This is a genomic window from Vagococcus sp. WN89Y, from assembly GCF_052220145.1.
Lineage (GTDB): Bacteria > Pseudomonadota > Gammaproteobacteria > Enterobacterales > Enterobacteriaceae > Kosakonia.
The window spans coordinates 449,310-465,829 of record NZ_JBQPOM010000028.1 but is presented as its reverse complement, the minus strand read 5'-3'; the positions used below and the strand labels follow the sequence as shown (position 1 = coordinate 465,829).

19 protein-coding genes are annotated in these 16,520 nt (G+C 53.9%); 10 read left to right on the top strand and 9 right to left on the bottom strand.

Annotated features, from left to right (window positions below; translation table 11 throughout):
- Positions 1–133 precede the first annotated feature (133 nt).
- Positions 134–409, bottom strand: a complete 276-nt coding sequence (locus ACTU3N_RS10715) for a DUF1161 domain-containing protein (RefSeq protein ID WP_443086111.1) — start codon at positions 407–409, stop codon at positions 134–136.
- A gap of 191 nt (positions 410–600) precedes the next feature.
- Between ACTU3N_RS10715 and ACTU3N_RS10710 the strand changes: the two genes are divergently transcribed.
- The gene (locus ACTU3N_RS10710) at positions 601–1,311 is read left to right on the top strand and encodes a YnfC family lipoprotein (RefSeq protein ID WP_443086110.1); all 711 of its coding nucleotides are present in this window, start codon (positions 601–603) and stop codon (positions 1,309–1,311) included.
- A gap of 18 nt (positions 1,312–1,329) precedes the next feature.
- Here ACTU3N_RS10710 and speG read toward each other — a convergent pair whose 3' ends face one another.
- The 5 genes from speG to ACTU3N_RS10685 all read right to left on the bottom strand — a co-directional run bounded on the left by speG (position 1,330) and on the right by ACTU3N_RS10685 (position 4,487).
- Positions 1,330–1,890, bottom strand: coding sequence for a spermidine N1-acetyltransferase (speG, locus tag ACTU3N_RS10705; RefSeq protein ID WP_443086109.1), 561 nt, complete (start codon positions 1,888–1,890; stop codon positions 1,330–1,332).
- A gap of 47 nt (positions 1,891–1,937) precedes the next feature.
- Positions 1,938–2,276, bottom strand: coding sequence for a DUF1283 family protein (locus ACTU3N_RS10700; RefSeq protein ID WP_443086108.1), 339 nt, complete (start codon positions 2,274–2,276; stop codon positions 1,938–1,940).
- A 108-nt stretch (positions 2,277–2,384) separates the two neighbouring features.
- On the bottom strand, positions 2,385–2,822 hold the full coding sequence (gene arsC / locus ACTU3N_RS10695; protein ID WP_443086107.1) for a glutaredoxin-dependent arsenate reductase: 438 nt from the start codon (positions 2,820–2,822) through the stop codon (positions 2,385–2,387).
- A gap of 12 nt (positions 2,823–2,834) precedes the next feature.
- Positions 2,835–4,124 carry an arsenic transporter gene (locus tag ACTU3N_RS10690; RefSeq protein ID WP_443086106.1) on the bottom strand — a complete coding sequence of 430 codons (1,290 nt, stop codon included), beginning with the start codon at positions 4,122–4,124 and terminating at the stop codon, positions 2,835–2,837.
- A 39-nt stretch (positions 4,125–4,163) separates the two neighbouring features.
- Positions 4,164–4,487, bottom strand: coding sequence for a metalloregulator ArsR/SmtB family transcription factor (locus ACTU3N_RS10685; RefSeq protein ID WP_443086105.1), 324 nt, complete (start codon positions 4,485–4,487; stop codon positions 4,164–4,166).
- A gap of 85 nt (positions 4,488–4,572) precedes the next feature.
- On the opposite strand from ACTU3N_RS10685, the gene arsH reads away from it, so the two are divergent.
- The 6 genes from arsH (at position 4,573) to ACTU3N_RS10655 (ending at position 11,069) form a co-directional block, all read left to right on the top strand.
- A complete protein-coding gene (arsH, locus tag ACTU3N_RS10680) occupies positions 4,573–5,271 on the top strand; it encodes an arsenical resistance protein ArsH (protein ID WP_443086104.1) in 699 nt (232 codons plus the stop codon).
- An 82-nt stretch (positions 5,272–5,353) separates the two neighbouring features.
- Positions 5,354–5,680, top strand: a complete 327-nt coding sequence (locus ACTU3N_RS10675) for a YnfA family protein (protein ID WP_443086103.1) — start codon at positions 5,354–5,356, stop codon at positions 5,678–5,680.
- Positions 5,681–5,795: 115 nt separating this feature from the next.
- Complete coding sequence (gene manD / locus ACTU3N_RS10670; RefSeq protein WP_443086102.1) at positions 5,796–7,010, top strand: D-mannonate dehydratase ManD; 1,215 nt, start codon at positions 5,796–5,798, stop codon at positions 7,008–7,010.
- 14 nt (positions 7,011–7,024) lie between these two features.
- A complete protein-coding gene (locus ACTU3N_RS10665) occupies positions 7,025–8,041 on the top strand; it encodes a Zn-dependent oxidoreductase (protein ID WP_443086101.1) in 1,017 nt (338 codons plus the stop codon).
- Between the two features lie 57 nt (positions 8,042–8,098).
- Positions 8,099–9,460 (top strand): MFS transporter, encoded by a 1,362-nt coding sequence (locus ACTU3N_RS10660; RefSeq protein WP_443086100.1) that lies wholly within the window; start codon positions 8,099–8,101, stop codon positions 9,458–9,460.
- A gap of 145 nt (positions 9,461–9,605) precedes the next feature.
- The gene (locus ACTU3N_RS10655) at positions 9,606–11,069 is read left to right on the top strand and encodes a mannitol dehydrogenase family protein (RefSeq protein ID WP_443086099.1); all 1,464 of its coding nucleotides are present in this window, start codon (positions 9,606–9,608) and stop codon (positions 11,067–11,069) included.
- A gap of 58 nt (positions 11,070–11,127) precedes the next feature.
- Here the strand turns inward: ACTU3N_RS10655 and ydfZ are convergent, their stop codons facing one another.
- The 3 genes from ydfZ to ydfG form a co-directional block, all read right to left on the bottom strand.
- Complete coding sequence (ydfZ, locus tag ACTU3N_RS10650; protein WP_443086098.1) at positions 11,128–11,331, bottom strand: putative selenium delivery protein YdfZ; 204 nt, start codon at positions 11,329–11,331, stop codon at positions 11,128–11,130.
- 171 nt (positions 11,332–11,502) lie between these two features.
- On the bottom strand, positions 11,503–12,189 hold the full coding sequence (locus ACTU3N_RS10645; RefSeq protein ID WP_443086097.1) for a GntR family transcriptional regulator: 687 nt from the start codon (positions 12,187–12,189) through the stop codon (positions 11,503–11,505).
- An 88-nt stretch (positions 12,190–12,277) separates the two neighbouring features.
- A complete protein-coding gene (ydfG, locus tag ACTU3N_RS10640) occupies positions 12,278–13,027 on the bottom strand; it encodes a bifunctional NADP-dependent 3-hydroxy acid dehydrogenase/3-hydroxypropionate dehydrogenase YdfG (RefSeq protein WP_443086096.1) in 750 nt (249 codons plus the stop codon).
- A 177-nt stretch (positions 13,028–13,204) separates the two neighbouring features.
- Between ydfG and dcp the strand changes: the two genes are divergently transcribed.
- The 3 genes from dcp (at position 13,205) to ACTU3N_RS10625 (ending at position 16,389) form a co-directional block, all read left to right on the top strand.
- Positions 13,205–15,250, top strand: coding sequence for a peptidyl-dipeptidase Dcp (gene dcp, locus ACTU3N_RS10635; protein WP_443086095.1), 2,046 nt, complete (start codon positions 13,205–13,207; stop codon positions 15,248–15,250).
- A gap of 444 nt (positions 15,251–15,694) precedes the next feature.
- Positions 15,695–15,913 carry a hypothetical protein gene (locus ACTU3N_RS10630; RefSeq protein WP_443086094.1) on the top strand — a complete coding sequence of 73 codons (219 nt, stop codon included), beginning with the start codon at positions 15,695–15,697 and terminating at the stop codon, positions 15,911–15,913.
- A gap of 50 nt (positions 15,914–15,963) precedes the next feature.
- On the top strand, positions 15,964–16,389 hold the full coding sequence (locus tag ACTU3N_RS10625; RefSeq protein WP_443086093.1) for a hypothetical protein: 426 nt from the start codon (positions 15,964–15,966) through the stop codon (positions 16,387–16,389).
- Positions 16,390–16,520: the final 131 nt, after the last annotated feature.

Here is a 16,520-nt window from a genome sequence, read left to right as displayed (position 1 = left end):
TTTATAATAAAAAGAAATTACCCACGAAAATTAAAAGCGGGCTAACAATAGGAGTATGCTAATCATTAGGGAGTAAAATAATATTATCTTCGATCAATGAGAGGCGTATCCCCCTAAAAAACGGGGGATATCGTTATTGTGCGTCGGTGTTTTCGCCTGGGGTGGCACCGTCGTTGCGGGTATAGAGGATTTTATAGCTGTCATTGGCGCAATGCCCAACCACCTGTGCGCCCGGCTGGTCGGCCTGATCATTCGGCACAATGGTCAAACTAAAGGCGGACTCAGGGACGCCATTTTGCATAATTTTCTGCTGGATATCGGCTCTGATGCGTTCGCACGAGTCCGGTGCTGCGAACGCGGGAACCGATCCCACCAGCAGTACTGCGCATAACCAACGTGAATAATGCATCGTTTTCTCCTTTCTCTTACTCTTTTTTAAGCTTAGCAGCCTTACTGTAAGCAAAGGTCAAGGGGGATGACTATCGGAATTGTGCCGTTCCGAATGACATGACCTGTTAGTGAAATTAATAACTCATTGTCCTAAATACTTAAGGATTTGCTAATATAGGCAGCGTACAAAAGAAAAATCTGGTGAACCCTTTGAATAAAAAGATATTCCTTCTCTCTGCGGCAGTTTTGTTGGCCGGGTGTGATGATGCGAAAGAACCCGTTTCGTTTACCCCCGAGATGGCGAGTTTTTCCAATGAGTTTGATTTCGATCCGCTGCGTGGGCCGGTAAAAGATTTCAGTCAGACCCTGTTAAATGAAAAAGGCGAAGTGTCGAAACGTGTGACCGGTTCGCTGTCAAAAGAGGGCTGCTTCGATACGCTTGAGCTGCACGATCTGGAAAATAATAGCGCGGTATCGCTGGTACTGGATGCAAACTTCTATCTTGACGCCGAGTCTTCGGAAAAACGCCTGCGCTTGCAGGGCAAATGCCAGCTGGCGGAATTCCCGGCTGCCGGGGTAATCTGGGATACCGATGACAACGGTTTTGTGGTACTGGCGCGCGGTAAAGATATGGAAGTGAAATATCTTTATGACGCCGAAGGTTATCCTCTGGGTAAATCGACGACCTCGAAAGACGATCATTTAACCGTCTCTTCCACGCCGTCGTCTGATAAACAGAAAAAGCTGGATTACACGGCGGTGAGCACCTTAAACGATAAACCGCTGGGGAACGTAAAACAGACCTGTGAATATGACGGGCATGATAACCCGGTAACCTGTAGCCTGGAGATTGTGGATACCAGCGTTACCCCAACGGTTGCTCGTAAATACAGCATCAAAAATACCATCGATTATTATTAATGCTGCATACCATCGCGCTTATTGCGCGGTGGGTTTCAGCAGTGAGCTACCGCCGGGTTTTAAATTATCCAGGTACTGCTGCTGGAAAATACACATGCGAATAGTGTTGCGGTACTCACCATTAATAAAGAACTCATGTACGAGTTCACCTTCCACCATAAAGCCCAACTTGCGATAAATATGAATCGCTTTGGCGTTCTCTTTATCGACAATCAGATAGAGCTTATACAGGTTAAGTACCGTAAAACCATAATCCATCGCCAGTTTAGCCGCTTTTGACGCGAGGCCTTTGCCCTGATATTCCGGTGAAATAATTATCTGGAATTCAGCGCGGCGGTGTACGTGGTTTATTTCAACCAGCTCCACCAGACCGGCTTTTTCGCCGTCGCACTCCACAACAAAGCGCCGCTCGCTCTGGTCATGAATATGCTTATCGTAGAGATCCGAGAGTTCGACAAAGGCTTCGTACGGCTCTTCGAACCAGTAACGCATCACGCTGGCGTTGTTATCCAGCTGGTGGACAAAGCGCAGATCTTCGCGCTCAAGGGGGCGAAGGCGCACAGTATAGGCATCACTCATAAAAATCCTTTTGATGTGGTGAACGCGGGCGCATTGCGCCCGTCAGCTTACTGAATTTCGCGACCGGTACGGCGGTCAAGGCAGCGCAGGGTGTTCGGCTCCCAGTAGGCATTGAGATTGCTGCTTTTCAGGCAGTTATCCTGCGCGTCAAAGGCGACGTCTGCCTTATCCCACTCTTTTTCCGTACGCTTATTGATTTTATGGCGCAGGGTGCGGGTGTCATCCCACTGCTCTTTTTCCATTGCCGCATGCTGGCGGGTTTGCGCGGTATCGCCGGATTCAATCACCAGGCGATTGGTTTCAGCCTGTGCACAAGCGGTGTACACGATGGCACCCAGCGTCAGCATTGCGGTCAGGCACAGGCGTTTGCTCAGTGAGTTAATCATTGTGATTTCCTATGGTTCAGGGGTAATAAATAGCCAGACTATTCTAAGCGAACTCTGCCCGCCAGGATACTGCAAGCCGCATTTACGTCCACCGTATCGCCTGTTTTGCTACGGTGATGATTTGCCCAAAGGATTGCCTTTTTCATCCACCACCTGTTCTCCATCTTCTTTGATAAACGCGCCACGCTGCTTATCCGGTAAAATCGCCAGCACTGCTTCGGACGGTCTGCATAAGCGAGTGCCGAGCGGCGTCACCACAATCGGGCGATTAATCAGTATCGGGTACTGCAGCATAAAATCAATAAGTTGCTCGTCCGTAAACCTGTCGTCCTCAAGATTGAGTTGTTCGTAAGGCTCGACATTTTTGCGCAGCAGTGCGCGCACCGATATACCCATATCAGCGATAAGCTTCCTGAGCGTTTCGCGCGAGGGCGGCGTCTGCAGATAATAGATAATGGTTGGTTCCGTGCCACTGTTACGGATAATCGCCAGCGTATTGCGCGATGTGCCGCAGTCTGGATTGTGATAAAGGATGATATCGCTCATCGTATTCGCCCACTATAAGGTGATGGAAAGCCGCAGCGCCAGCGCCGCCAGCGTGACAAACAGAACCGGCAACGTCATGATAATCCCGGTCCGGAAATAATAGCCCCAGCTGATGGTCATATTTTTCTGTGCCAGCACATGCAGCCAGAGCAGGGTTGCCAGGCTCCCGATAGGGGTAATTTTCGGCCCCAGATCGCAACCGATCACGTTGGCATACACCATCGCTTCTTTAATCACGCCGGATGCGCTGCTGCTATCAATGGAGAGGGCGCCAATCAACACGGTGGGCATATTATTCATCACCGAAGAGAGGAACGCGGTCAGAAAACCTGTTCCTAACGTCGCACTCCAGAGTCCTTTCGTTGTAAGCCAGTTCAGCACGCCGGAAAGGTAATCCGTCAGTCCCGCATTGCGCAGCCCATATACCACCAGATACATGCCCAGCGAGAAAATCACAATCTGCCACGGCGCGCCGCGCAGTACATTACCGGTATTGATGGTTTTACCTTTTTTGGCCACCGCAAACAGTACGGCGGCAGCCGCAGCAGCAATCGCGCTGACTGGAATACCGAGCGGCTCCAGCACAAAGAAACTGACCAGCAAAAGGATAAGCACCGCCCAGCCTGCCTTAAATGTGGCGCGGTCTTTAATGGCGTCAGCAGGTTTTTTCAGACGGGAGACGTCGTAGGTCGCCGGGATATCTTTGCGAAAAAAGAGGTGCAGCATCACAAGCGTTGCGGCTATCGCGGCAATATCGACAGGCAGCATCACGGCGGCGTACTCAGTAAAGGCGAGATGGAAAAAGTCCGCAGAGACAATGTTCACCAGATTGGAAACGATTAACGGAAGGCTTGCTGTATCAGCAATAAATCCGGCGGCCATCACGAACGCAAGCGTTGTGTTTGTACTGAATCCCAGCGCCAGCAGCATGGCGATAACAATGGGCGTCAGGATAAGCGCCGCGCCATCGTTGGCGAAAAAGGCCGCCACTATCGCTCCCAGCAATATCATCCAGGTAAATAATAGCCGCCCGCGCCCTTTCCCCTGGCGGGCCATATGCAACGCCGCCCACTCAAAGAAGCCTGACTCATCGAGCAACAAGCTAATAATGATGACCGCGACAAAGGTTGCTGTCGCATTCCAGACGATATGCCAGACCGCCGGAATATCGCTAAGCTGAATCACTCCGCACACCAGCGCCAGCACGGCCCCAAGAGTTGCACTCCAGCCGATACTCAGCCCTTTGGGCTGCCAGATAACGAGGGTCAGCGTCAGTAAAAATAGTGCTCCTGCCAGTAACATCCTTTACTCCATCACATATGAAAAATTATATATGTTATCTTATGCGCAGCTGCCACCGCGCGAGTTGGCCAGCGTGCTGCGCACCTCGTCGCGTAAGCAGCGCCACGCAGAATCGATGGCATCTGCCGCCCAGGCGGGCATATGGGGTGAGAGACGATAGTGCACCCATTTCCCTTCACGGCGGTCGAGCACCAGCCCGGCTTCGCGTAAAATAGCCATATGGCGGGATATTTTGGGTTGCGACTGCGCCGTGACCGCACAAATATCGCACACGCAAAGCTCGCCAGCTTCTCTGAGCAGCATAATGATGGAGAGCCGGGTCTCATCGGAAAGCACTTTAAAAAGTTGCACAGGATGTCGCATATTTATCTCGGGCCGCGTTAAAATACATATGCTAAACCATATGTATTGAGTTTAAAACACCAAGATGCAAACAGAGGAATATGTTGTGGAAAATTTTCCGGCCCTGAGTGCTGAACATTTCGATAATCACATCGCCGGGCGGCTTAATGCAGACAGCGCGCCACGGATATTGATTCTGTATGGTTCCGTGCGTCAGCGCTCATTCAGCCGCTTTGCGGCAGAAGAAGCAGGGCGACTGCTGACAACAATGGGGGCGGAGGTGCAGTTTTTTCACCCGTCCGGCCTGCCGCTGCCGGACGACGCCCCCGACACGCATCCGAAAGTGCAGGAACTGCGTGAGCGAGTCAGGTGGTGCGACGGGATGATCTGGAGTTCACCTGAACGGCACGGGGCGATGAGTTCGGTGATGAAAGCGCAAATTGACTGGATCCCGTTAAGTGAAGGCGCCGTGCGCCCGTCGCAGGGAAAGACCCTGGCGCTGATGCAGGTGTGCGGTGGTTCACAGTCGTTTAATGCGCTAAATCAGATGCGGATTCTGGGGCGCTGGATGCGTATGTTTACCATCCCTAATCAATCGTCCGTGGCCAAAGCCTGGCAGGAATTTGATGAGGAGGGGCGGATGAAACCGTCTGCTTATTACGACCGGATTGTTGATGTCGCCGAAGAGTTATTCAAAATGACCTTACTGTTGAAAGGGCATACGGACTACCTTGCCGACCGCTACAGTGAAAGAAAAGAGAGCCATCAGGCGTTGTCGGCACGGGTCAATCAGGCAAAGATTTAAACCAGGCAAACAGGCGTAATGAGACCCTGTTGCGCCTGTAATCAGGTAAGATGGCGAAAAGGTTATGTAAAAAGTGACATCTATGTTTAAAACCACGCTGCTTTTCTTCGCTACTGCACTATGTGAAATCATCGGTTGTTTCCTGCCCTGGCTGTGGCTCAAACGCGGCGCCACGCCGCTGTTATTGATCCCGGCGGTGCTTGCGCTGGCGATGTTTGTCTGGCTGCTCACCCTGCATCCTGCGGCCAGTGGCCGGGTGTATGCGGCTTATGGCGGCGTCTATGTCTGCACTGCGTTGATTTGGCTGCGTGTGGTTGATGGTATAAAGCTCAGCGTTTATGACTGGCTGGGAGCCGCCATCGCAATATGCGGCATGCTGATCATTGTTTCCGGTTGGGGACGCGCCTGAGCGTCCGTTAATTTTTTGTGATCAAAAGCGCCTTTTTTGTAATTTATACTTGTATGGTAGTGACTCGGATGGGTAAATTTCCTTCATCACATTAAGCAGATGCAAGGAATATCGCATGAAGATCGTAGGCGCAGACGTTTTTGTTACCTCTCCGGGGCGCAACTTTGTCACCCTGAAAATCACCACCGACGACGGGTTAGTGGGGCTGGGCGATGCAACGCTCAATGGTCGCGAACTCTCCGTTGCGTCATACCTTAAAGATCACCTCTGCCCGCAGCTGATAGGCCGGGACGCGCAGCGCATCGAAGACATCTGGCAATTCTTTTATAAAGGCGCGTACTGGCGGCGCGGCCCGGTGACGATGTCAGCCATTTCCGCCATCGATATGGCGCTGTGGGATATCAAGGCCAAAGCCGCGGGGATGCCGCTGTACCAACTGCTCGGCGGTGCTTCGCGAGAAGGCGTGATGGTTTACTGCCACACCACCGGACACACCATTGATGATGTGCTGGAAGATTACGCCCGGCATAAAGAGATGGGGTTTAAAGCTATTCGCGTGCAGTGCGGCGTGCCGGGAATGAAAACCACCTACGGTATGGCCAAAGGCAAGGGGCTGGCTTATGAACCGGCGACCAAAGGCCAGTGGCCGGAAGAGCAGTTATGGTCGACGGAGAAGTATCTCGATTTCACGCCGAAACTCTTTGCTGCCGTACGCGATAAGTTCGGTTTCCACGAACATCTGCTGCACGACATGCACCACCGGCTGACGCCCATCGAAGCGGCGCGTTTTGGTAAGAATATCGAAGATTACCGCCTGTTCTGGATGGAAGATCCGACCCCGGCGGAAAACCAGGCCTGTTTCCGGCTGATCCGCCAGCATACCGTGACACCCATTGCCGTTGGCGAAGTCTTTAACAGTATCTGGGACTGCAAACAGCTGATTGAAGAGCAGCTCATTGATTATATCCGCACCACCATTACCCACGCCGGAGGGATCACCGGTATGCGCCGCATTGCGGATTTCGCCGCGCTCTACCAGGTGCGAACCGGCTCGCATGGCCCGTCGGATTTGTCGCCCATTTGCCACGCCGCCGCGCTGCACTTTGACCTGTGGGTGCCGAACTTCGGCGTGCAGGAGTATATGGGCTACTCAGAACAGATGCTTGACGTTTTCCCGCACAGCTGGCGCTTTGACAACGGCTATATGCACCCTGGCGACAAACCTGGCCTTGGCATTGAGTTTGACGAAAAACTGGCGGCGAAATACCCCTACGATCCTGCCTGTTTGCCGGTCGCCCGACTGGAAGATGGCACGCTGTGGAACTGGTAATAAAGGAAGAAGCGATGAAAAGTGTTGTGATTGAACACCCCAACCAGCTGACGATTGCTGAACGACCGCTCCCGGCGCCTGCTGCAGGTGAAGTGCGCGTTAAGGTTAGCCTGGCAGGGATTTGTGGCTCCGACAGCCATATCTACCGGGGGCATAACCCCTTTGCCCGCTACCCGCGTGTTATCGGCCATGAATTTTTCGGCCTGATTGACGCCGTAGGCGAGGGCGTCGCACCGTCGCGCCTGGGAGAACGTGTTGCGGTTGACCCGGTTATCAGTTGCGGTCACTGCTACCCGTGCGCCATCGGCAAGCCAAACGTCTGTACCGAACTGGTGGTGCTGGGCGTACACCGGGATGGCGGGTTCAGCGAATATGCGGTGGTGCCCGCCGACAACGCCTGGGTTATCCCGCCTGCCATTCCTGATGAGCACGCGGTGATGGTCGAGCCGTTTACCATCGCCGCCAATGTCACCGGCCAGGTCAATCCTCGCGAGCAGGATATTGCCCTGGTGTATGGCGCCGGGCCGATGGGGCTGACCACCGTGCAGGCGTTAAAAGGTGTCTATAACGTAAGCCAGGTGATTGTCGCAGACCGTATCGACGAGCGCCTGCAAATGGCGCAGCGCAGCGGTGCGGACTGGGTAATTAATAACAGCCAGCAACCGGTGCAGGCTGCGCTGGAAGCGCGCGGCATCAAACCGACGCTGATTGTGGACGCCGCCTGCCATCCGTCGATTTTGCAGGAGGCCATTACGCTCGCCTCGCCTGCCGCGCGCATTGTGATAATGGGTTTTTCCAGCGAGCCGAGCCAGATAATTCAGCAAGGGATCACCGGCAAAGAACTCTCCATTTTCTCCTCGCGTCTTAACGCGCGGAAATTCCCCGTGGTTATCGACTGGCTGGCGCGCGGCCTTATCGACCCCGGCAAATTAGTGACCCATAAATTTCACTACCAACAGGTCACAGACGCGATTGAACTGTTTGAAAAAGACCAGCGGAAGTGCTGCAAGGTTTTATTAACGTTTAATTAATGACGAACCAAAGTGCGGTTATGCGGTACGCAACTTCTCTTTTTCGGGATACCGATTATGACGCAAGTGAAAACTGAAAGAACGACCGCCGATCTGGTGAAGGCCGCGGTGTCCGGCTGGTTAGGCACCGCGCTGGAGTTTATGGATTTCCAGCTCTACTCGCTCGGCGCGGCGCTGGTGTTCCACGAGATCTTCTTTCCTGAACAGTCGGCGGCGATGGCGCTGATCCTGGCGATGGGCACCTACGGCGCAGGCTATATCGCGCGGATTATCGGCGCCTTTATCTTCGGCAAGATGGGCGATCGCATCGGGCGTAAAAAAGTCCTGTTCATCACGATTACGATGATGGGGATTTGTACCACGCTTATCGGTGTCTTGCCGACCTATGCGCAAATCGGCATCTTCGCGCCGCTGCTGTTGGTGACCTTACGTATCATTCAGGGACTGGGCGCAGGCGCAGAAATCTCCGGTGCCGGGACGATGCTTGCGGAGTATGCCCCGAACGGCAAGCGCGGCATTATCTCCTCGCTGGTAGCGATGGGGACAAACTGCGGCACGCTGAGCGCCACGGCAATCTGGGCCATCATGTTTTTCGCGCTCGATCGCGAAGCATTGGTCTCCTGGGGCTGGCGCGTACCGTTTCTCGCAAGCGTCGTGGTGATGGGTTTTGCCATCTGGCTGCGCTTGCACCTCAAAGAGAGCCCGGTGTTCGAGCAGGTTCAGGAGGAAGAAACGCCGTCAAAAGAGACCAGCCTGGGCGCGATGTTTCGCAGCAAAACGTTCTGGCTTGCCACCGGGCTGCGTTTCGGCCAGGCCGGGAACTCCGGGCTGATTCAGACTTTCCTCGCCGGATACCTGGTGCAGACCTTGCTGTTTGAAAAACGCATCCCGACCGATGCACTAATGATAAGTTCGATAATCGGTTTTCTCACCATCCCGCTGCTCGGCTGGTTATCCGATAAAATCGGGCGTCGCCTGCCGTACATTTGCCTCTGTATCGCGTCTATTGTGCTGGCCTGGCCGATGATGGCGGTGATTGTCGACAAAAGCTACGACCCTGGCGTGATTATGCTGTCGATCATTGTTATCCATAACGTTGCGGTTCTTGGGCTGTTTGCGCTGGAAAATATCACCATGGCTGAGATGTTCGGTGCGCGAAATCGTTTTACCCGTATGGCGATATCAAAAGAGGCGGGGGGGCTTGTCGCGGTAGGTTTCGGGCCGGTGCTGGCCGGGATCTTTTGCGATATCACTGGCTCCTGGTGGCCGATTGTGGTGATGCTGATAGCGTATTCAGCGATTGGTTTGCTGGCTGCCTTGCTGATGCCGGAAGTGCGCGACCGGGATTTAAGCATCCTTGAAGACGCCGCCGAATCGCCGCGCAGCGTGCAGAGGGCAGGCTTGAGTCCTACGCACTGATAACGGTAACCGGCGCTGAATTCAGATACATTTAGTTACCATTCTAGTTGGTGTAGTCCGCAAAAACTGTCGCAAATCATAGTCCGGTTTACGGCAGTCCGTAATCTATTGAACCACTGTTTCACTTAATTAGATGAGTCTCACCATGGAAAATAAGCTGTTAACGGCGAAAGCCACGTTGCCTGTTTACGATCGTAATAAACTGGTTGCGCGTATTGTCCATCTGGGTTTTGGCGCGTTTCACCGCGCACATCAGTCGGTTTATACCGATATCCTGGCCGCCGAGCACGGTAGCGACTGGGGATACTGTGAGGTCAATTTGATTGGCGGCGAGCAGCAAATTGCCGACCTGAAACAGCAAGATAACCTGTATACCGTTGCCGAAATGTCGGCCGATGCCTGGACTGCCAGGGTTGTAGGCGTGGCAAAACGCGCGCTGCATGCGCAGGTTGATGGCCTGGAAACGGTGCTGGCTGCACTGTGCGAACCGCAGGTCGCGATTGTTTCGCTGACGATCACCGAAAAAGGCTACTGCCACTCACCGGCGTCCGGTGAATTGATGCTGGATCACCCGTTGATTACCGCTGATTTGCAAAACCCGCACCAGCCAAAGTCTGCCGCCGGGGTGATTGTCGAAGCGCTGGCGCGGCGTAAGGCGGCGGGACTGCCCGCCTTCAGCGTGATGTCCTGCGATAATATGCCCGAAAACGGTCACGTAACGCGCAATGTTGTGTGTGCATATGCGCGCGCGCTGGATGCTGAGCTGGCCGCGTGGATAGAGGCGAATGTGACTTTCCCGTCAACAATGGTGGACAGAATTGTGCCCGCAGTGACGGAAGAGACGCTGGAAAAAATCGCTCAGCTTACCGGTGTGCGCGACCCGGCAGGCGTTGCCTGTGAACCGTTCCGCCAGTGGGTGATAGAGGACAATTTTGTTGCCGGTCGCCCGGCCTGGGAAAAAGCCGGTGCCGAGCTGGTGGCAGATGTGGTGCCGTTTGAAGAGATGAAGCTGCGTATGCTCAATGGCAGCCACTCTTTCCTCGCTTACCTTGGCTATCTGGCGGGCTATCAACACATTAACGACTGTATGGAAGATGAGAACTACCGCCGCGCAGCGCATGCGTTGATGCTCAAAGAGCAGGCACCGACGTTAAAAGTAAAAGGTGTTGATCTGGCGCGTTATGCCGACCGGCTGATTGCGCGTTACAGCAACCCGGCGCTGCGCCATCGCACATGGCAAATTGCGATGGATGGCAGCCAGAAGCTGCCGCAGCGTATGCTGGACTCCGTGCGCTGGCATATTGCGCACCAGAGCGACTTCTCTTTGCTGGCGCTTGGCGTGGCGGGCTGGATGCGGTATGTGGGCGGTGTCGATGAGCAGGGGCAGGTGATTGAGGTTTCCGACCCGCTCTTGTCCACCCTTCAGGCGGCGGTCAAAGGCAGCGAGCAGGGCGAAGCGCGCGTGCGGGCGTTGTTGGCAATCGAGGCGATTTTCGGCAATGAATTACCCAAAGAAGCTATCTTTGTAAACCAGGTGCAAAAAGCCTATCAAATGTTGCGGGAAAGAGGTGCGAAAGCGACCGTGGCACATTATGCGGCGGCGTTGTAACGCCTGTCTGTGAGAGGTTAGAAAACAATGAATGCCGCCGTGGGCGGCATTCTCACCATCAGTGAAAGCCCAGACGAATCAGTTCCATCGGTTCGTACTTTTCGCTAATGCCTTCGATTTCGACCGTTTTATTGCGACGCACCTGATCATCCGTTAATCCATCCGCATGGATAGCAACAATTTTGCCGGTACGGCCAGTGCCGCTAATCATCACCTGGCTGCCGATGGTGATAGCATTACGGTTGCGATCGTAAGTCTTCATGGTGGTTTCTCCTTGTTAAATATCTCAAAACGAACCGGGCAGAAGATGTCCCGGCACGAACGCCTTATAAATACGCTTCTGACGTGATGAGTTTTTGTTTTTGATCAACATCACACTTTTTTTGCACAAAAAAAAGCGTGATTTTGGCACAAAACAAGGAGAAGAGAGGGACTAATCTTCGCTGAACCAGTCGCGGTTTTCCTGGCGGATGGTTTTCACTGACTCGCTGATTTCCTGCAAATGCAGGGTCATCGCAGTAACGACGGCCTCGGCATCGCGTTTTTCCAGCGCGGTATAAATGTCCAGGTGCTGGCGCAACAGCATCTCCGGCGGAGAAACATGATCGAGGCTCATATAGCGCACGCGATCGATGGTTGCTTTGATATTTTCCACCGTGTCCCAGGCCAGCTGGCAGTCGGCAATCTGCGCCAGCTTCTGATGAAAATCATCATCCAGTTCGAAGAAGTCGTTTAGCTGCTTGCGCTCTATCGCCGTACGCTGCTGGTTCAGATTTTGCTCAAGCTGATAGCAGGCCGCGTCGTCAATCATCGACGCCGCCCGGCGGGCAACGGCGCACTCAATGGCCTGGCGAACAAAGCAGCCGTTACGCACCTGGCTGAGTGAAATTTTGTTCACATAGCTGCCGCGCTGCGGGCGAATCTGGATCAGACCGTTTTCCGCAAGCTTTATAAATGCCTCGCGCACCGGCTGGCGCGACACGTCAAAACGCACCGACACCTCCTTTTCCGACAGCGGCGTACCGGGCGGGATCAGACAATGCACGATATCCCGGCGTAAAATGCGGTAGATTTGTTGATTGACGGGTTGCGTCGGATTGAGTTGCGTTTCAGCGGCCATTGCTCTTACTTTTTAAAAGGTTAACCTGTCTACCATACCATTTATTTCCCTGCCGTCCCATACCCGGCCCGCAGGCCGGGCAGGAAATTTACCCTTCGCGATGAACGCTCAGCCCGGCGTAAGTCTGGCTGACCGGCATCATCTCCAGCGTGTTGATATTCACATGTTTTGGCAGGGTGGCCACCCACCAGACCGCCTCGGTGATATCTTCCGGGGTCAGCGCCTGGGTGTTTTCATAGGTTTTACCTGCTTTGGCATCATCACCCTTAAAGCGCACGTTCGAGAACTCCGTTCCGCCCACCAGCCCTGGCTCGATATTGGTCACCCGCACGGCGGTACCGCTCAAATCGGTACGCAGGTTCAGGCTGAACTGGCGCACAAAGGCTTTGCTCGCGCCGTAGACGTTACCGCCGGCATAAGGCCAGCTGCCTGCGGTGGAGCCAATATTGATGATATGGCCGCGATTGCGCTCCACCATTCCCGGCAGCACGGCGCGGGTCATATACACCAGGCCTTTATTATTGGTGTCGATCATCGTTTCCCAGTCATCCAGGTTCGCTTTGTGCGCCGGTTCAAGGCCGAGCGCCAGCCCGGCATTGTTCACCAGGATATCGATATCGCGCCAACCGGCGGGCAGCGCGGCGATAAACTCCTCAATCGCCGCACGGTTACGCACATCCAGCTGCGCCGTGTACAGGTTCTCGCCAAGCTCCTCTTTCAGCTCCAGCAAACGCTCCTCGCGACGCCCTGTGGCGATGACTTTGTGACCATGTTGAATAAAACGACGCGTAATGCCTTCGCCGAAACCCGCGGTTGCCCCGGTAACCAGAATAATCATCTCACTGTTCCTCAACGCATTTTGTGGTGTTTTAACATAGCATGCGCCGTTTAGTCGCGCTGACGCAAGTTATCCTCCTACAGTGTGGCAAAAAACACGGACTACGAAAGAGAAATGATTGCGATGCGCGCAGGGGATGCCTACTCTGAGGTAAAACAGCGTATTCAGGAGTGAACGATGGCTACCGCAAACCCATTTTTAACCGCTAACCCGTTGCCGTATCAGGCACCGCCATTTGATCTGATCAAACAGGAACATTACCGCCCGGCCTTTGATAAGGGCGTTGAGCAAAAGCGTGCTGAGATTGATGCTATCCGCCAGAACAGCGCGGCGGCAGATTTCGACAACACCATCCTTGCGCTGGAAAAAAGCGGTCAGTTGCTCGACCTGGTTACCCACGTTTTTTTCGCTATGACCTCGGCGCATACCAATGATTTTCTGCAACAGCTGGACGAAGCATTCTCCGCCGAACTGGCAGCGCTGGAGAATGATATCTGGCTGGATGATAGCCTGTTTGCACGCGTAGAAGCGGTGTGGCAAGCACGCGAAACGCTCGGCCTGGACGCCGAAGCGCTGCGTCTGGTGGAAATCACTTATCAGCGCTTTGTCCTGAAGGGCGCAAAGCTCAGCGCACAGGATAAATCGGCGCTCAAAGCACTCAACACCGAGGCGGCGACCCTGACCAGCCAGTTTAACCAGCGTTTGCTGGCGGCGGATAAAGCAGGTGGTCTGGTGGTGGACGATGTGCAGCAGCTTGATGGTTTGAGCGATGAAGAGATTGCGCAGGCCGCACAGGCCGCGCAGGCGAAAGGGCTGAATGGACGCTGGCTTATCACTCTGCTTAATACCACCCAGCAACCGGCGCTGGCAGCATTACGCAATCGCCAGACCCGCGAGCGCCTTTTTACGGCGTCATGGCTGCGCACGCAGCGCGGCGATGCGAACGACACGCGCGCGCTGGTGCTGCGCCTGGCGACATTACGCGCAACACAGGCGGCGCTACTTGGATTTGCCGACTATGCCAGCTGGAAAATCGCCGATCAGATGGCGCAAACACCTCAGGCGGCACTGAATTTTATGCGTAATATTGCGCCAGCGGCTCGCGCCCGCGCTGAGCGGGAGCTGGCGGATATCCAGCAGGTGATTGACGCGCAGCACGGCGGGTTTAGCGCGCAGGCGTGGGACTGGTCTTTTTACGCCGAGCAGGTGCGGCTGGCGAAATATGATCTTGATGAATCGCAAATCAAACCCTGGTTTGCGCTTGATAATGTCCTGACGGACGGCGTGTTTTGGGCCGCCAGCACGCTGTTTGGCATTCGTTTTATTGAACGTACCGATATCCCGGTTTACCACCCTGACGTGCGGGTGTGGGAGATATTCGATGCCGATGGCAGCGGTCTGGCGCTCTTTTACGGGGATTTCTTCGCCCGTGACTCAAAAAGCGGTGGGGCGTGGATGGGCAATTTTGTCGAGCAATCCACGTTGCAGGGGACAAAACCGGTCATTTATAACGTCTGTAATTTCACCAAACCCGCAGCCGGGCAGGCTGCGCTGCTCTCCTGGGATGAAGTCATCACGCTGTTCCATGAGTTTGGCCATACGCTGCATGGTTTGTTCGCCAGCCAGCGCTACGCCAGCCTTTCCGGGACCAATACACCGCGGGATTTTGTTGAGTTCCCGTCACAAATTAATGAGCACTGGGCCAGCCACCCGCAGGTTTTTGTACGCTATGCGCGGCATTATCAAAGCGGTGAACCCATGCCGGACGCGTTACGTGAGAAGATGCTGCGGGCGACGCAGTTCAATAAAGGTTATGACATGACCGAGCTGTTGAGCGCTGCGTTACTGGATATGCACTGGCATAGCCTGGCGGGCGGTGAAGCGCTGAGCGATGTCGATAGCGTCGAAGCGCAGGCGATCCGCAGCGAGCATCTGGATCTTGCGCCGGTGCCACCGCGCTATCGCAGCAGCTATTTCGCCCATATTTTTGGCGGTGATTACGCCGCAGGCTATTATGCTTATTTATGGACGCAAATGCTGGCGGACGATGGCTATCAGTGGTTTGTTGAGCGGGGCGGGTTAAGCCGTGACAACGGGCAGATTTTCCGCGAAGCGATTTTGTCGCGCGGGAACAGCCAGCCGCTGGCGGCGCTCTACCGGCAGTGGCGCGGGCACGATCCGCAGCTGGAGCCGATGCTAAAAAACCGTGGGCTGAGTGATTAATGCTTTAAAAAGTTACATAACGCTCAGGGTCATTGACCATGATAGCCAAACAGATACCGTAAATGCTGGTGATGAATCCCCCTGCGCGGCGGGGCTACCAGTCAGACCTTTTTGGGTAAAAGCGGGTTTTGCGGACTGGCGCAAGCTCACCGGGAGGCACCCGGCGTCACCAAACTCTTTCCGCCAGAGCGTCGCTCTGGCGATACCTTAGCCACATTGTATTCATGGGATTAGTGCTCATGAATTTTCTTATTTGTGCCAAAAATGGTTTGTTTGGCGCAGAACTGTGGGCTACTTCACACTTCAAGGCGTAGCGTTCTTCGCGTCATTAAGCCAAATTAAAGGACTTGATTAGAACGCTTAACATTCTGTGGCAATAACGCAGGCATAAAATAATGACTGCGGTGATGCCGAATGCACTTTTAAGCAACTGAGGTAACCGACATGACAAAAAATGTAGTGGTAATTCGCGCCGGTGGTAAGGTCGAAAACGTGGCCGTGGAAGATAATGCAAAATCGGTCACGTTTAAAAACGAACAGAGCGCATTTCTTGAAATCCCTATTGAATCCTATGATCTGGATGGCGAAACGTTTCTTGTCGCCAGATTTTCTGACCTCGTCAGTCAACAGGAAACCGAACAGGCAATACGCCAGTTCTATTAAATAACCACCGCCTGCGGGCGGTTTTTTTAATCCAGTACGCGGAGAAGTCAATGGAAAATCAACGTGAAGTACCCAGGGCTGTCACTCCGACCATCAGTACTCAGGACAGCGCCTTATCGCATCTTGTCTCCTGCGCTAATTTTGGCGCGGGCATGGTCGTCACACTGGTTGTCGGTGGGCAGGTGGTGGCCGGAGAATTAGTGTCCGGGCAAGAGTATGCGCTCTTTACGGCGAAAACCATTCGCAGTGTTTCCGGGGATGAAGCACTTAAAGATACCATCGCGCATTTTTTTGATGAGCTGGCGAATGATTATGTTGTGGAAGAGGGGCGCGAAATTCCCCTGAATTATTTACATATAAAAGATCCATCCTGGCTTATTGGTAATGGCGGATGGAGCAGTGTGAAGGGCACAATATTGCGTATTCATATTGCTAAAGTCAGCGGCTTTGCTTTAGGAAAAGCGAAAAACGCCTGAGTTTTTTCAAAAGGGCCTCATAGCGAGGCCCGGATTATAATACCGCCTTCGGCCACCTTCCTCTTCGCAGTACGGGAATACAGGTTCTGACTGTAAGCCTTGTACCACAAACCGAGCAAATAGCCCCATGC

Bases quoted from the DNA above. Each gene is read 5' to 3' on its own strand.
- ACTU3N_RS10715 (WP_443086111.1), bottom strand. From the start codon at position 409: ATGCATTATTCACGTTGGTTATGCGCAGTACTGCTGGTGGGATCGGTT.
- ACTU3N_RS10690 (WP_443086106.1), bottom strand. From the start codon at position 4,124: ATGTTACTGGCAGGAGCACTATTTTTACTGACGCTGACCCTCGTTATC.
- speG (WP_443086109.1), bottom strand. From the start codon at position 1,890: ATGAGTGATGCCTATACTGTGCGCCTTCGCCCCCTTGAGCGCGAAGAT.
- ACTU3N_RS10665 (WP_443086101.1), top strand. From the start codon at position 7,025: ATGAAAAGTGTTGTGATTGAACACCCCAACCAGCTGACGATTGCTGAA.
- ydfG (WP_443086096.1), bottom strand. From the start codon at position 13,027: ATGATTATTCTGGTTACCGGGGCAACCGCGGGTTTCGGCGAAGGCATT.
- ydfZ (WP_443086098.1), bottom strand. From the start codon at position 11,331: ATGAAGACTTACGATCGCAACCGTAATGCTATCACCATCGGCAGCCAG.
- manD (WP_443086102.1), top strand. From the start codon at position 5,796: ATGAAGATCGTAGGCGCAGACGTTTTTGTTACCTCTCCGGGGCGCAAC.
- ACTU3N_RS10660 (WP_443086100.1), top strand. From the start codon at position 8,099: ATGACGCAAGTGAAAACTGAAAGAACGACCGCCGATCTGGTGAAGGCC.
- ACTU3N_RS10655 (WP_443086099.1), top strand. From the start codon at position 9,606: ATGGAAAATAAGCTGTTAACGGCGAAAGCCACGTTGCCTGTTTACGAT.
- dcp (WP_443086095.1), top strand. From the start codon at position 13,205: ATGGCTACCGCAAACCCATTTTTAACCGCTAACCCGTTGCCGTATCAG.
- ACTU3N_RS10630 (WP_443086094.1), top strand. From the start codon at position 15,695: ATGACAAAAAATGTAGTGGTAATTCGCGCCGGTGGTAAGGTCGAAAAC.
- ACTU3N_RS10625 (WP_443086093.1), top strand. From the start codon at position 15,964: ATGGAAAATCAACGTGAAGTACCCAGGGCTGTCACTCCGACCATCAGT.
- ACTU3N_RS10645 (WP_443086097.1), bottom strand. From the start codon at position 12,189: ATGGCCGCTGAAACGCAACTCAATCCGACGCAACCCGTCAATCAACAA.
- arsC (WP_443086107.1), bottom strand. From the start codon at position 2,822: ATGAGCGATATCATCCTTTATCACAATCCAGACTGCGGCACATCGCGC.
- ACTU3N_RS10675 (WP_443086103.1), top strand. From the start codon at position 5,354: ATGTTTAAAACCACGCTGCTTTTCTTCGCTACTGCACTATGTGAAATC.
- ACTU3N_RS10700 (WP_443086108.1), bottom strand. From the start codon at position 2,276: ATGATTAACTCACTGAGCAAACGCCTGTGCCTGACCGCAATGCTGACG.
- ACTU3N_RS10685 (WP_443086105.1), bottom strand. From the start codon at position 4,487: ATGCGACATCCTGTGCAACTTTTTAAAGTGCTTTCCGATGAGACCCGG.